Origin of the sequence: Curvibacter microcysteis, assembly GCF_028649455.1 — a bacterium.
Lineage (GTDB): Bacteria > Pseudomonadota > Gammaproteobacteria > Burkholderiales > Burkholderiaceae_C > Curvibacter > Curvibacter microcysteis.
Map to the genome: position 1 here is coordinate 556348 of NZ_JAQSIO010000004.1, position 14373 is coordinate 570720.

The window sequence follows — 14373 nt, forward strand, 5'->3', positions numbered from 1 at the left end:
ACTCCTTCAGTTCTTTTTCGGGCGGCTGGCGGGAACCCAGGCCCAGACAAATTCGCATTGCACCGGCTCGGCGCCGGTGTCGTCGGTGACGGTGACCGCCACGCTCAACTCGCCTTTTTCATTGGCCTGCATGTAGGCGGCCTGCTCTGGGCTGAGCGTGGCCACGGCCTTCAAGCCGCCGCTGGCGCGCTGCACAAAGCGCATGGACAGCGACTTGGCCAGCGGCGTGCAGTCGTCGCGCACATTCATGCCAATGACCATGCCGGTGGCCGTTTCGGCCAGCAGGTTCATGGCTGAGGCGTAGACACCACCGATGTGGTTGTGCACCCGCGCCTCATTGGCCACGCGCACTTCGACCCGGTCGGTGCTCAGCGAGATGAAGCGCAGGCCCGCCGTGCCCGTGAAGGGCACCGCGCGGCGCAGGATGATGTTCTGCACCCAGCCCCGCATGAAGGCCGGGGCTTCGTCCAGGCGCATCAGCGAGCGCTGCAGCTTGTTGGGCGCGCGTTCCAGCGCAGTCACCGGGCTCATCAGTTGCGCACCGGCTTGCCGGTCGAGAGCATGCCCATGATGCGTTCCTGCGTCTTGGGGTGGACGATGAGCGAGCAGAAGGCCTTGCGTTCCAGCGCCATCAGGTACTCCTCGCTGACCAGGGTGCCGGCGTCCACGTCGCCACCGCACACCACCTCGGCAATCAGGCTGCCGATGTGGAAGTCGTGCTGGCTGATGAAGCCACCGTCACGCATGTTGACCAGAGAGCCCTTGATGGTGGCCACACCGCTGCGGCCCGCCACCGGGAACTGGCGCTTCAGAGGCGCGCGCCAGCCGCCGTCGAACATCGACTTGGCCTCGTTCAGGGCGACGAAGAGCAGCTCGTCCTTGTTGGGCACGATGACGTCACTGTCGAGCAGGTAGCCCAGCTTGCGCGATTCCAGCGCGCTGGTGCCCACCTTGGCCATGGCAGCCGCGGTGAAGCCCTCGGTCAGGAAGGGCAGCAAGTCCTTGCCCGTGGAGGTGGCCGCGTTTTCGGCGGCACGGCGTGCGATGTAGGTCAGGCCGCCGGCGCCGGGCACCAGGCCCACGCCGACTTCAACCAGACCGATGTAGCTTTCCATCGCCACCACGCGGCGTGCCGAGTGCACGGCCAGCTCGCAGCCGCCGCCCAGGGCCAGGCCACGCACGGCCGACACCACGGGCACGCCGGCATAGCGCAGGCGCAGCATCAGCTGCTGCAGCTCGTGCTCGGCGCCTTCAATGGCGTCGACCCCGGCGATCATGAAGGCCGGCAGCATGGACTGCAGGTCGGCGCCGGCGCTGAAGGGCTCGTCACCCGACCAGATCACCAAGCCCTTGTACTGTTGCTCGGCCAGTTCGATGCCTTGTTGCAGGCCCTCGACCACGCCCGGACCAATCGCGTGCATCTTGCTCTTGATGCTGGCGATCAGGACCTCGTCGTCCAGCGTCCACAGGCGGATGGCTTCGTCTTCATGCAGGGTCTTGCCTGCGGTCTCGAAGGTCACCGCGCCCTCGCCCAGCAGGGCTTCGGGGAAGTGCTGGCGCGCGTACACCGGCAGTTGGCGGCGCGGCTCAAACGTGTTGGTGCTGGGGTTGAACGAACCCTGCGGCGTGTGCACGCCACCGGCTTCGGCCACCGGGCCCTCGAACACCCAGGCGGGCAGCGGCGCGTTGCACAAGGTCTTGCCCGCGGCGATGTCTTCGTTGATCCACTGCGCGACCTGCAACCAACCGGCTTCCTGCCACAGCTCGAACGGGCCTTGCTTCATGCCAAAGCCCCAGCGCATGGCCTGGTCCACATCGCGGGCGTTGTCGGCGATGCTGGCCAGGTGCACGGCGGCGTAATGGAAGCTGTTGCGCAGAATGGCCCACAGGAACTGGCCTTGCGGGCCTTCGGCGTTGCGCAGCAGGGCCAGGCGCTGGGCGGCCGGCTTTTTGAGCATGCGGCCATAGACCTCGTCGGCCTTCTGGCCAGCGGGGACGTAGTCTTCGCTCTCGAGCTCGAAGCGCAGCACGTCGCGGCCCACCTTCTTGAAGAAGCCGGCCTTGGTCTTCTGGCCCAGGTGGCCCAGTTCAAGCAGCTTCTTGAGCACATCGGGCGTGCCAAAGCTGCCGTAGAAGGGGTCGCTGTCCAGCGTCAGGTTGTCTTGCAGCGTCTTGATGACGTGGGCCATGGTGTCCAGGCCCACCACGTCGGCGGTGCGGAAAGTGCCCGAACTGGCGCGACCGAGCTTCTTGCCGGTCAGGTCATCGACCACGTCGTAGGTCAAGCCAAAGTTCTCGACTTCCTTCATGGTGGCCAGCATGCCGGCGATGCCGACGCGGTTGGCAATGAAGTTGGGCGTGTCTTTGGCACGCACCACGCCCTTGCCCAGGCCGCTGGTGACGAAGCTCTCCAACTGGTCGAGGATGTGGGGCTCCGTGGTGGGGGTGGCGATCAACTCCACCAGGTACATGTAGCGCGGTGGGTTGAAGAAGTGGATGCCGCAAAAACGCGGCTTGATGGATTCGGGCAAGGCCTCGCTGAGGGCCGTGATCGACAGGCCCGAGGTGTTGGAGGCGACGATGGCGTGCGGCGCCACAAAGGGCGCGATCTTGGCGTACAGGTCGCGCTTCCAGTCCATGCGCTCGGCAATGGCCTCGATGATCAGGTCGCAGTCGCGCAGCTGGTCCAGGTGCTCTTCGTAGTTGGCCTGGCCAATCAAGACGGCGTCATCTGCCACACCCAGGGGCGAGGGCTTGAGCTTTTTCAGGCCATCCACGGCCCGGCTCACGATGCCGTTCTTGGGACCTTCCTTGGCCGGCAGGTCGAACAGCACCACGGGCACTTTGACATTGACGAGGTGGGCGGCGATCTGCGCGCCCATCACGCCTGCGCCGAGGACGGCGACTTTTTTCACTTGAAATCGGTTCATGAGTTTTCCTGTTCAGGACAAAGGGGCGCAGACCCGCTGCGCCCGTGGCCTTATTCGATGCGTTGCCAGACCTGGGTGCGGTAGAACACGCCGATGTAGCCCCGCACCTGGAGTTGCTTGCCGCCCTCCAGAGGCGTCAGGCGCACGGTGTATTCCTTGCCGTTTTCCGGGTCCAGGATGCGGCCGTTTTCCCACACGTCCTTGCCCTCGGTCTTGCGCACGCCACGGATGATGTCCAGGCCCACCACGGGCTTGTCCTTGCGGTCGTCCGTGCAGACGTTGCAGTTGGGGCTGCCTTTTTGCACCAGGGCCTTGTCGATGCGACCGGTCAGCTGACCCGAAGGCTCACTGACGATGCGAATCTCGGCCTTGGCTTCGCCGGTGCCGTCGTCCACGCTGCGCCACAAGCCCACCGGGCTGTTTTGCGCGCAGGCCAGGCTGCTGAGCAACAGCAGGCTGGTGGCCCAGAAAGACTTGATCATGGAGATCTCCTGCATGAGGTGGGGCGTTGACGTCACGCGGATCAGGCGAACACGGCGTCGGTGTCCATCAACACCTTGGAGCCGCTGCGGGCGGTGCGCATCAGCGAAGCGGTTTCAGGGAACAGCTTGGCGAAGTAGAAGCGCGCGGTTTGCAGCTTGGCCTGGTAGAACGGGTCGGTGTTGCCAGCCGCGATTTCCTTCAGCGCCACCGAGGCCATGCGGGCAAAGAAGTAGGCGAACACCAGGTGGCCGGCGACGCGCAGGTAGTCGACGGCGGCAGCGCCCACTTCGTCGGGGTTCTGGAAGCCCTTGAAGCCGATTTCGGTGGTGAACTTGGTCATCTGGTCGCCCAGGTAGGCCAGCGGGTTGATGAACTCGGCCATCTTCTCGTTGACGCCTTCGGCTTCCACCAGTTGAGCCACGAGCTTGCCGAACTTCTTCAGCGAAGCGCCGTTGTTGCCCAGGATCTTGCGGCCCAGCAGGTCCAGCGACTGGATGGTGTTGGTGCCTTCATAGATCATGTTGATGCGGGCATCGCGCACGAACTGCTCCATGCCCCATTCCTTGATGTAGCCGTGGCCACCAAACACTTGCTGGCAGGCGGTGGTCGCCGCCCAGGCGTTGTCGGTGATGAAGGCCTTCACGATGGGGGTCAGCAGGGCCACCATTTCGGCGGAGTCCTTGCGCACCTTTTCGTCGGGGTGGTTGATTTCCTTGTCCAGCAGCACGGCGCAGAAGCAAGCCATGGCGCGGCCGCCTTCGGCGTAGGCGCGGGCGGTCAACAGCATCTTGCGCACGTCGGGGTGCACGATGATGGGGTCGGCCGGCTTGTCCTTGGCCTTGGTGCCCGTCAGCGAGCGCATCTGGATGCGGTCCTTGGCGTAGGCCAGCGCGTTCTGGTAGGCCACTTCGGTCAGGCCCAGCGACTGGTTGCCCACGCCCAGGCGGGCGGCGTTCATCATCACGAACATGGCGGCCAGGCCCTTGTTGGGCTGGCCGACCAGGGTGCCGACCGCGCCGTCGATGACGATTTGCGCCGTGGCATTGCCGTGGATGCCCATCTTGTGCTCCAGGCCACCGCAGAAGATCGGGTTGCGCTCACCCAGGCTGCCATCGGCATTGACCTGGAACTTGGGCACCACGAACAGGCTGATGCCCTTGCTGCCGGCCGGAGCGTCCGGCAGGCGCGCCAACACCAGGTGCACGATGTTGGGGGTCATGTCGTGCTCGCCGGCGCTGATGAAGATCTTGTTGCCGGTGATCTTGTAGCTGCCGTCGGCTTGGGGTTCAGCCTTGGTGCGCAGCAAGCCCAGGTCGGTGCCGCAATGCGGTTCGGTCAGGCACATGGTGCCGGTCCATTCACCGCTGGTGAGCTTGGGCAGGTACAGGCGCTTTTGCTCGTCGGTGCCGTGCGCGTGCAGGGCTTCGTAGGCGCCGTGGCTCAGGCCCGGGTACATGGTCCAGGCTTGGTTGGCCGAGTTCATCATCTCGTAGAAGCACTGGTTGACCACGAAGGGCAGGCCTTGGCCGCCGTACTCGGGGTCGCAGGACAGGGCCGCCCAGCCGCCTTCGACGTACTTGGCATACGCATCCTTGAAGCCCGTCGGGGTCTTGACTTCGTGGGTGCTCTTGTCGAGCACGCAGCCCTCGGTGTCGCCGCTGATGTTCAGCGGGAAGGTGACTTCGGCGGCGAACTTGCCGCCTTCTTCGAGCACCGCGTTGATGGTGTCCGCATCGATCTCGGCATGCTTGGGCAGGGCCTTGAACTCGTCGCTGACCTTGAGCACTTCATGCAGCACGAATTGCATGTCACGCAGGGGGGGGTTGTAAGTAGGCATGGAATGTCTCCTAGACAGATCGATGGGATGAAAGCGAAAAACGGGGGAAATCCATCAGCTCGCGCTGTGGGGGTCGGCCGCGCCGTAGCGGGCCAGGATGTTGTCAAAGCCCTGATTGGCCTTGGCGATGGAACCGGGGTGTTTGAGGAAGCGGGCCTCGTAGTGCAGGGCCAGGATCAGGCCGTGGATTTCGAACAGCATCTGGTCCTCGTTCACGTCGGCGCCCAACTGGCCATCGTGCTTGGCCAAGGTGATGGCGCGCTTCATGGCGGCATGCCAGGTCATGACCGAACTGGCCAGGGCGTCGCGCACCGGGCCCGGTCGGTCGTCAAACTCGACGGCCCCGCTGATGTAGAGGCAACCCGAGTCAATTTCGACGGAGGTGCGCTGCATCCAGTTGGCGAACATGGCGCGCAGGCGGGGCAGGCCCCGGGGGGCACTCATGGCGGGGTAGAAGACCTCGTCTTCGAATCGGACGTGGTACTCACGGATGACGGAGATTTGCAGTTCTTCACGCGAGCCGAAGTGGGCAAACACGCCCGACTTGCTCATTTGAGTGACTTCGGCCAAAGCCCCGATGGACAGGCCTTCCAGGCCAATTTGGGTGGCCAGGCCCAGGGCCGCCTCCACAATGGCGGCCTTGGTCTGCTGGCCTTTTTGCAGCGCGCGGCCACTGCGCGCCCGCGTGGCGGCACGGGGCTTTTTGGCAATCGAAGAGGCTTCAGGCATGGGCTGTCTTGCAAATAAAACGAACGGTCGTGCTATTTTGCAGTACTTTTGGTGACAGCCATTTGAATATCCGAGAGAAATGAAGGAAATTGTTCGCCAATCACCAGGGTTTACCCTCGGTTGTGACGAACTTGCGGCTTTTTAAGCGCGACAGGCCCGGCTCAGGCCAGGTTTTCATGGTGACCAGGCAGGCCTTGCTTCCAGTAGGCGGCCACGCGCATCAGGGAAGCAGGCTGTCCCAGTGCCAGCCAATGCTCACGCACCGCAGCCATGGTGCGCCCTTCCCCGGCCGCCCACAGGTAGGTGTGGCCTGGCGGCAGGGGCAACTCCCGCACGGCTTGCAGCAATCGCTCGCCCGGCGCGGCGTCCGCGCGCACCAGCCAGCGCAAGTCCACCCGGGCAGGGCTGCTCAGGCCCCGTTGATCCGCCGCCTGAGCGACCTCGACCAACACCGTGACTCGCGCCTGCGCGGGGAGTTCTTCCAGGCGGCGGCCGATGGCGGGCAAAGCGCTTTCATCGCCCACCAACACATACGCATCGTGGCCCGGCGGCACCACCCACGACCCCTTGGGCCCGCCGATGCCGACTTCATCGCCTGGGCGGGCGTGCAGGGCCCAATCCGCGGCAGGACCTGCGCCGTGCACGGCGAACTCCAGGTCCAGCTCCAGGCTGATGGGGTCAAAGTGGCGCGGCGTGTAATCACGCATCACCGGGCGCTGCTCGGGGCGCAGGCCTTCGGGCCAGGCAGGGCGGCCATCGCGCAGTTCAGGCAAGACCAAGGGCGCGCCCGGCTGGGGCGGCAGCATCAGCTTCAAGTGGTCATCAAAGGCCGCCGAGACAAAGCCTTGCAGCGCTTCGCCGCCCACGGTGAGGCTGATCACGCCGGGGCTGGGGCGGCCGCTGCGCAGCACACGCAGGCGGCGCACCACCGCGTTGTGGCGCACGCGCTGGGGCAAGAGGTGATCGGGAATGACGGGGTTCAGCACAGCAGACATGGGCACTTTCAGTTAGTTGATATGATCAACCAAATATTAAAAATATAAGTTGATAATGTCAACCAAAAAACAAGACCCCACAGGCGCCCTGGAAGATGAGGTGCTGGAAAGCCTGCAAGCGCTGGTGTTCGGGCTCAAGGGCCGCTTGCGCCACGGTTTGGGCGAACAAGCCCAGGCGCTGCCGCCCATGGAAATGCGCGCGCTGCAGTACTTTGTGCGCCACCCCGGCGCGAGCCAAAGCGATCTGGTGCAGCACAGCGGCCGCGACAAGGCCCAGATCGCGCGCCTGATCAAGTCTTTGGTCACGGAGGGCTATTTGCAAGCCGAGCCTGCGCCGCACGACCGGCGCAGCCAGTGCCTGAGCCCTTCGGCCAGCGGCCTGGCGCTGCACCAGACCTTGCAACAGGCCCGTCGTGAGGTGCTGGCGCTGAGCCTGCGCGGCCTGGCCCCGAGCGAATTGACGCAACTGCTGGGCCTGCTCAAGCGCTTGCGAGGCAATTTGGACAGCGACGCCAACGCCTCGCCTCAACACTGAGTGCGTGGTTCCTCAGAGGAACATGCCGCCCGAAGCCTCGATGCGCTGCGCATTCACCCAGGCGCTGCCAGGCGACAGCAGCGCCGCCACAACGCCCCCGATGTCATCGGGCAAGCCGACCCGGCCCAAGGCGGTTTGACTGGCCACGAATTGGTTCAGCGCCACGTTGTCACGCACCGCCCCATCCCCAAAATCGGTTTCGATGGCACCGGGCGCCAACGCGTTGACCGCGATGCCGCGCGGGCCCAACTCCTTGGCCAGATAGCGTGTCAGCACCTCGAGGCCGCCCTTCATGCTGGCGTAGGCCGCATAGCCCGGCAGGGCAAATCGCGTCAGGCCACTGGACACGTTGAGGATCCGCCCGCCGTCACGCAACAGAGGCAAGAGGGCCTGAGTCAGGAAGAACACCCCCTTCAGGTGCACATTGAACAGCAGATCGAACTGCGCCTCCTGGGTGTCGGCGATGGGCGCATACGCACCCACCCCCGCGTTGTTCACCAAAGCATCCAAGTGACGGGCGCCCCAATGCTGGGCCAAAGCCTCGCGCAAACGGCCCGCGAAGTCAGCAAAGTAAGCGCTCATGCCCTGGGCCATGCCCACATCGAGTGGCATGGCCAAGGCCCGCCCACCCAGCGCTTCAATCTCGGCCACCACGGCCTGCGCCTCGGCTTGCTGCTGGCGGTAGGTCAGCACCACGTCGGTGCCCTGGCGCGCCAGGGCCAAGGCCATGCTGCGCCCCAGGCCCCGGCTGCCCCCAGTGATCAGGGCCACTGGGGCGGCGGGCGGGGTCGAAGGCCGTGTGGCAGCGTCAAAATTTGTCATGTCAGATCCTGGCAAAAGACCGATCAGGCGGTCGGGGTTGAAAAGTGACGCCAGTCTATTGATCTGAAAAAATAGAATAAATACAGATATCTTGATTTCACAATCCAGCCTGAAATAACAATCAAAGGCGGTCATGAACCCCATCGAGACCTTGCACGCGTTTGTCCGGGTGGCGGAGCTGCACAGCTTCACCCAAGCCGCTGAACAACTGGGCTGTCCCAAGGCCAGCGTGTCCCTGGCCATTCAACAACTGGAAGGCCAAGTCGGCACGCGCCTGCTGCTGCGCACCACACGCCGGGTGCAACTCACGCCGGACGGTGCTCTGTTTTACGAGCGAAGCAAAGATGTACTGGCCGATCTGGACGAACTGCAAGGCCTGTTTCGCCAGCAACCCGAACAGCTCAGCGGCCGCTTGCGAGTGGACATGCCGGTGAGCACGGCCAGAAACCTGGTGCTGCCCCGGCTACCGGAATTCATGCGCCAACACCCTTTGCTGAAGTTGGAGCTCAGCTGCACCGACCGCCGGGTGGACCTGGTGCGCGAAGGCTTCGACTGCGTGCTGCGCGTGGGTCGCCTGGAGGAATCGGGCCTGGTGGCTCGGCCCCTGGGCCAGCTGGCCCAGGTCAACTGCGCGAGTCCGGCCTACCTGCAGGCGCAGGGCCATCCACAAACCCTGGCGGACCTGGCTGGGCACCAGTTGGTGCATTACCAAAGCCCGCTGGGCGCTCGGGGTGGTGGCTGGGAATGGTGCGATGAACGGGGTCAATGCCACACCCTGCCCATGCAGGGGGCGCTGAGCGTGAACAGCACCGAGGCCTACCAAGCCGCCTGCCTGGCTGGTCTGGGCCTGATCCAAGCCCCGCTGGCCGGCCTGCGACCCTGGATGGACTCAGGCCAGTTGGTCGAGGTCCTGCCCCGCTACCGTGCGCCGCCCCTGCCTGTGTCATTGCTCTACCCGCACCGCCGCCAGCTGGCGCGCCGGGTTCAGGTCTTCATGGATTGGCTGGCCGGGGTGCTGATCCCTTATGTGGATGGGCCTTCAGACAGCGCTCGCAGCGCCTCCCAGTCCAGCAATTCGATGGTGCCGTAGCGCAGGCTGATCCAGCCGCGCAGCTCCAGGGCGTGCAAGGCCTTGCTGGCACTTTGCCGACTCACGCCGAGCATCAAGGCCAGTTGCTCTTGCGGCAGCCGGATCAAGCGGCGGGGTGGCCCGCTGCGCGCGCCATAGCCGCTCGACACCAGCCACAAACGCTTGGCCAGGCGCTGCTCCAGTGGCAGCCGGGCGATGTCTTCCAGCGCCATGAAGGTCATGCGCAGTTTGGCGCAAGCCAACTGGGCCAGGGCCCGCCAATGCACCGGGTGCTGGGCCAGCCAATCCTGCAACGCAGCCTCGGGGATGCGCAGCACCGTGGTCGGGCCGTCGGCCACTACGTCGTGGCTGCGGGGGCGGTCGTCCAGCAGGGAGATTTCACCCAGCCATTGGTAGGGCTCGATGTAGGCCAACAGCGACGCGCTGCCGTCCTCGCCCCAGGCCCCCACGCGCAAGGCGCCCGCTGTGACGCAGCACAGGTCCGACACCCGCCCTCCCCGCTGGTACAAGGCTTCGCCATCGTCCAGCGACCACAGTTGAGCGTGGCGCAACAAGGCCTGTTGAAAGTCACCAGGGCACTGGTCAAACCAGGTGTCGCTGCGCAAGGCAGGCAGCAACTCGGCAGGGGGCGTTGGGAGGAGTTTCATCGAAGCAAAGGCCAGAGCCAGCCAGGCACGGGGCCTTAAATGTATCGGGTTTGACAGTCGTGCCGACGACCGACTCTTAGCATGGCCTCGGGTGACGCGGGCCTCAGCAGCGTCGCCGCAGCGCATTCATACAACAGGAGACACCCATGCCAAACACCCAGGAACTGCTGACCCGGTACGCCCATTACCACCGCGATCGACGCAACATCACCACCCACTTGATCGGGGTCCCGATGATTGTGCTGGCCGTGGGTGTCTTGTTGGCCCGCGCCCGCTTTGAGCTGGTGGGATTCCCCTTGAGCGCCGCCTGGCTGGCCTGGGCCGCCAGCACCGCCTGGTACCTGCGCCGCGGCCAAGGCCTGGTCGAGTGGCTGGTCAGCGCGGCCGTGGGGGCCTTGGTCGGCCTCGCGCACCCCCTGGCCGAGGGCAGCACCGCCCATTGGCTGGGCTGGGGCGTGGGCTTGTTCAGCCTGGGGTGGGTGATCCAGTTCGTGGGTCACTACTTTGAAGGGCGCAAGCCAGCGTTTGTAGACGATCTGGTGGGGCTGCTGGTGGGCCCCCTGTTTGTCGTGGCCGAACTGCTGTTTGCCCTGGGCATGTGCCTCACCCTGCGCCACGACATCGAGGTCGAAGCAGGCCCCACGCGCAGCGGACCAGCGCCCTCGGCGGCCAAGGCGTCTTGAGGTCCCGCCATCGGCCCGGTGTGGACCACTCTGGGGCGCCGACCACCCGGCTTGAGGCGGCACCTCAGGTGCTCTTGCGCACGACCAATTGGTAGTCCAGCGCGATGCAGCCCTGGGTGACCGGCTCGCCGCGCATCAGCTTGAGCAGGAGGCCGGCGGCCTCGTCCCCAATGCGGGCCAGGGGGGTGTGCACGGTGCTCAACGCGGGCAGCATCAAGTCGCTGCCGGTGAGGTCGTTGAAACCCGCGATGGCCACGCGCTGGGGCACGGCGATCTGCAGGCGGTTGGCCGCCAGCAAAGCCCCCTGGGCCAAGTCGTCGTTACAGAAGAACACCGCATCCACAGAGGGCGACTGCCCCATGATTTGCTGGAACAAGCGCCCGCCCAGCGCCATGGAGGACGGCGCGGGGTTCATCCACTCCAACGCGGGGTCGTACAAGCCTTCGGCCTGCAAGGCCTGGCGCCAGCCCTGCTGGCGCTGCAAGGTGCGCGGATCCAACTGGGCCGCGGCAAAAGCGATGCGCCGATAGCCCTGGGCCAGCAAGTGCCGGGTCATGGTGACGGCCGCGTCAGTCTGCGAAAACCCCACGCTGTAGACCGCCGGATCGGCGCTGTTCTCCATCATGTGCACGCAGGGCACACCGCTTTGCGCCATCAACCGGCGCGTGGCTTCGGTGCGGTCGAAACCCGTCACCAACAAGCCAGCCGGGCGGTGCATCAACTGCTCGCGCAGCAACTGCTCTTCCTCGCTGGGGTCGTAGTGGGTGATGCCGATCAGGGTCTGGTAACCGGCGGCGCGCAAGCGGGTTTGTGCCGCCTCCAGCAAGCCCACAAACAGCTCGTTGGACAGCATCGGGATCAGCACGGCCACATGGGTGCTGCGCTTGGAAGCCAGCGCCCGCGCCGCTGGATCGGGCACATACCCGAGTTTGAGCGCCGCAGCCTGCACACGCTCCACCAGCAAGGGGTCCACCGCGCGTTCACCGCGCAAGGCGCGGGACACCGTGATCGGACTGACGCCGGCCGCCAAGGCCACATCGGCCAAGGTGACACGGCCAGTGGCGCGCTGATGGGCAGGCGAGCGGGGCATGAATCCTAGGGTTTGTACGTAGTGAAGGCAAGGCGGTTTTGGATAGGATAGCGCTATCCAAACTTGACCTTACTCAATGGGTGTGCGTTCGATCATAACGAAAATGTCGAGCCGCGCCGGTTTGATTGCCGGTCCTTTTTTTATTCCCTTCTGGGATAGCGCTATCCGAAAATGAAACCTCCAGTTGTTGTCATGGGCGTCGCCGGTTGCGGCAAATCCAGCCTGGGCGCGGCACTGGCTCAGGCTGAACAAGTCCCGCTGATCGAAGGCGACGACCACCACAGCCAGGCCAGCCGCGACAAGATGCAGCAAGGCACGGCTCTCACCGACGCCGACCGCCAAGGCTGGCTGCAAACCCTGGGTCAGTTGCTGCAGGCCCAACCCGCCGGCGTGGTGCTGACCTGCTCCGCCCTCAAAAAAGCCTACCGGGACCAATTGCGCCAGGCCCGCCCCGACCTGCGCTTTGTGTTCCTGGACATTGACCGCCAAGCTGCCGGTGAGCGGGTGGCCTCGCGGGCCAGCCACTTCTTCTCCAGCACCCTGGTGGACAGCCAATTCGCCACCCTGGAATCCCCCTTGGGTGAGGCCGGTGTGCTGCGCGTGGACGCGCTGCGCCCCCTGGCCGAGCTGCAAGCCCAGGTCTCGGCCTGGCTGAGCCCAACCACCCCGGCGGCCCTTCAACCGAACCCGGAGAACGCATGAGCACCGACACCTCGGCCGCCCCCACCGGCCGCTTCACCCGCGCCGCCCACACCTTGATGGCCTGCTGCCTGGGCGTGATGGCGGTGGCCGTCTTCATCAACGTGGTGCTGCGCTACGGCTTTGGCAGCGGCGTGGCCGCCAGCGAAGAGTTGTCGCGCCTGCTGTTTGTCTGGATGGTGTTCATTGGCGCGGCGGCCTCCTACCCCATGGGCGAACACATGGCCTTCACCAGCCTGGCCGGCCTGCTGCAAGGCCGACCGCTGTGGTTTGGCTTGCTCAGCGCCGTGATTCGCCTGCTGGTGATCGCCGCTTGCACCATGCTGGCCTGGGGCGCCTGGCAGCAGGTGGTGGTGGGGCTGGAAAGCCACTCGGTGGTGCTGGGCTACTCGGCGGCCCTGCTGCCCCTGCCTGCTTTTTTGTGCTCGGCCGCCATCGGCGTGATGGCCTTGATCGAGCTGATTCAACGCAAACCGCTGGACCTGGGTCACGGCGCTGAAGTGGAGTGACGCCATGAGTCCCGAAGGTCTTGCCTTTATTGTTTTCTCTCTGGGCATGCTGGTGCTGATGGGCAGCGGCATGAACATGGGCCTGGCCCTGGTGCTGACCGGCGCCGGCATGGCGTTTGTGCTCGACTTCTGGGACACCCAGTTGCTGGCGCAAAACCTGGTGGCTGGCGTGGACAGCTTTCCGCTGCTGGCCGTGCCTTTCTTCATCCTGGCCGGTGAACTGATGAACTCCGGCGGCATCAGCCGGCGCATCATCGACATGGCGCAGGCCTGGGTGGGCCACATCCGCGGCGGCCTGGGCTATGTGGCCATTGGCGCGGCCGTGTTGATGGCCAGCATGAGCGGCTCGGCATTGGCCGACACCGCCGCGCTGGCCACCATCTTGCTGCCCATGATGCGCCAGCAAGGCTACCCGATGAACACCTCCGCGGGCCTGATCGCCTCGGGCGGCATCATCGCCCCCATCATCCCGCCGTCCATGCCTTTTGTGATCTATGGCGTGACCACCAACACCTCGATCTCGGCGCTGTTCGTGTCCGGCATCGTGCCGGGCTTGATGATGGGCGCCGGCCTGATCTTCGCTTGGCGCTGGGTGCTGCGCGGTATCGAACTGCCCCAGGGCGAGCCGCTGCCCATGGCCCAACGCCTGCGCACGACCGCCAAGGCCTTCTGGGCCCTGCTGATGCCTTTGATCATCATCGGCGGCATGAAGTCGGGCCTGTTCACGCCCACTGAAGCGGCGGTGGTGGCGGCCTTCTACGCGCTGGTGGTGGCCTTGTTTGTGCACCGCGAAATGAAGTTCAGCGAAATCCACGGCGTGCTGGTGCGCGCGGCCAAGACGACCGCCATCGTGATGTTCCTGTGCGCCGGCGCCCAAGTGGCCAGTTACATGATCACCCTGGCTGATTTGCCCAGCGTGCTGACCGGCTGGCTCGGCCCACTGGTGGAAAGCCCGCGTCTGCTGATGGCCGTGATGATGATCGTGCTCGTGCTGATCGGCACCGCGCTGGACCTGACGCCGACCATCCTGATCTTCGCACCGGTGATGTTGCCCATTGCCGTCAAGGCCGGGATCGACCCCGTGTACTTCGGCCTGATGTTCGTGCTCAACGGCGCCATCGGCCTGATCACCCCGCCCGTGGGCACGGTGCTCAATGTGGTGGCCGGCGTGGGCCGCATCTCGATGCACAGCGTGATCAAGGGTGTGAACCCCTTCCTGATCACCTATGTGTTCATCCTGACCCTGTTCGTCATCTTCCCGCAGTTGGTCACCGCCCCCGTGGTGTGGTTGCGCTGAGCTGTGGCCCTGCCAACGACCTGTCGA

15 protein-coding genes are annotated in these 14373 nt (G+C 65.1%); 6 read left to right on the top strand and 9 right to left on the bottom strand.

All coding sequences use genetic code 11. From position 1 onward, the window contains the following. Positions 1 to 6 precede the first annotated feature (6 nt). From PSQ39_RS14020 to PSQ39_RS14045, 6 genes are all read right to left on the bottom strand, one after another. Positions 7 to 531 carry a DUF4442 domain-containing protein gene (locus PSQ39_RS14020; protein ID WP_273927431.1) on the bottom strand — a complete coding sequence of 175 codons (525 nt, stop codon included), beginning with the start codon at positions 529 to 531 and terminating at the stop codon, positions 7 to 9. After that, entirely contained in the window at positions 531 to 2930 is a 2400-nt protein-coding gene (locus PSQ39_RS14025) for a 3-hydroxyacyl-CoA dehydrogenase/enoyl-CoA hydratase family protein (RefSeq protein ID WP_273927432.1), read from the bottom strand. The genes PSQ39_RS14020 and PSQ39_RS14025 overlap by 1 nt, the downstream gene beginning before the upstream one ends. Positions 2931 to 2980: 50 nt before the next feature. Then, complete coding sequence (locus PSQ39_RS14030; protein ID WP_273927433.1) at positions 2981 to 3412, bottom strand: DUF2147 domain-containing protein; 432 nt, start codon at positions 3410 to 3412, stop codon at positions 2981 to 2983. Positions 3413 to 3453: 41 nt separating this feature from the next. Next, positions 3454 to 5250 carry an acyl-CoA dehydrogenase C-terminal domain-containing protein gene (locus PSQ39_RS14035; protein WP_273927434.1) on the bottom strand — a complete coding sequence of 599 codons (1797 nt, stop codon included), beginning with the start codon at positions 5248 to 5250 and terminating at the stop codon, positions 3454 to 3456. Between the two features lie 54 nt (positions 5251 to 5304). Further along, entirely contained in the window at positions 5305 to 5979 is a 675-nt protein-coding gene (locus PSQ39_RS14040; RefSeq protein WP_273927435.1) for a TetR/AcrR family transcriptional regulator, read from the bottom strand. A gap of 161 nt (positions 5980 to 6140) precedes the next feature. Beyond that, positions 6141 to 6974, bottom strand: coding sequence for a siderophore-interacting protein (locus PSQ39_RS14045; protein WP_273927436.1), 834 nt, complete (start codon positions 6972 to 6974; stop codon positions 6141 to 6143). Positions 6975 to 7029: 55 nt separating this feature from the next. Between PSQ39_RS14045 and PSQ39_RS14050 the strand changes: the two genes are divergently transcribed. Further along, a complete protein-coding gene (locus PSQ39_RS14050) occupies positions 7030 to 7509 on the top strand; it encodes a MarR family winged helix-turn-helix transcriptional regulator (RefSeq protein ID WP_273927437.1) in 480 nt (159 codons plus the stop codon). A 12-nt stretch (positions 7510 to 7521) separates the two neighbouring features. On the opposite strand, the gene PSQ39_RS14055 is transcribed toward PSQ39_RS14050, so the two are convergent. Next, complete coding sequence (locus PSQ39_RS14055) at positions 7522 to 8331, bottom strand: SDR family NAD(P)-dependent oxidoreductase (protein WP_273927438.1); 810 nt, start codon at positions 8329 to 8331, stop codon at positions 7522 to 7524. Positions 8332 to 8464: 133 nt separating this feature from the next. Here PSQ39_RS14055 and PSQ39_RS14060 point away from each other — a divergent pair, with 133 nt between their 5' ends. After that, complete coding sequence (locus tag PSQ39_RS14060) at positions 8465 to 9421, top strand: LysR family transcriptional regulator (protein ID WP_273927439.1); 957 nt, start codon at positions 8465 to 8467, stop codon at positions 9419 to 9421. Here the strand turns inward: PSQ39_RS14060 and PSQ39_RS14065 are convergent. Continuing rightward, positions 9355 to 10068 (bottom strand): Crp/Fnr family transcriptional regulator, encoded by a 714-nt coding sequence (locus PSQ39_RS14065; RefSeq protein ID WP_273927440.1) that lies wholly within the window; start codon positions 10066 to 10068, stop codon positions 9355 to 9357. The two genes, PSQ39_RS14060 and PSQ39_RS14065, sit on opposite strands and share 67 nt — an antisense overlap. Before the next feature lie 146 nt (positions 10069 to 10214). Here PSQ39_RS14065 and PSQ39_RS14070 point away from each other — a divergent pair, with 146 nt between their 5' ends. Beyond that, on the top strand, positions 10215 to 10751 hold the full coding sequence (locus tag PSQ39_RS14070) for an Mpo1 family 2-hydroxy fatty acid dioxygenase (protein ID WP_273927441.1): 537 nt from the start codon (positions 10215 to 10217) through the stop codon (positions 10749 to 10751). Between the two features lie 64 nt (positions 10752 to 10815). Here the strand turns inward: PSQ39_RS14070 and gntR are convergent, their stop codons facing one another. Further along, a complete protein-coding gene (gene gntR / locus PSQ39_RS14075) occupies positions 10816 to 11841 on the bottom strand; it encodes an HTH-type transcriptional regulator GntR (protein ID WP_273927442.1) in 1026 nt (341 codons plus the stop codon). A gap of 192 nt (positions 11842 to 12033) precedes the next feature. On the opposite strand from gntR, the gene PSQ39_RS14080 reads away from it, so the two are divergent. From PSQ39_RS14080 to PSQ39_RS14090, 3 genes are read left to right on the top strand one after another with little or no spacing between them, the layout of a single operon-like run. Further along, entirely contained in the window at positions 12034 to 12543 is a 510-nt protein-coding gene (locus tag PSQ39_RS14080; protein WP_273927443.1) for a gluconokinase, read from the top strand. Next, a complete protein-coding gene (locus tag PSQ39_RS14085) occupies positions 12540 to 13049 on the top strand; it encodes a TRAP transporter small permease (protein WP_273927444.1) in 510 nt (169 codons plus the stop codon). The genes PSQ39_RS14080 and PSQ39_RS14085 overlap by 4 nt, the downstream gene beginning before the upstream one ends. Positions 13050 to 13053: 4 nt before the next feature. Then, complete coding sequence (locus PSQ39_RS14090) at positions 13054 to 14346, top strand: TRAP transporter large permease (protein WP_273927445.1); 1293 nt, start codon at positions 13054 to 13056, stop codon at positions 14344 to 14346. The last annotated feature ends 27 nt before the right edge of the window (positions 14347 to 14373 follow it).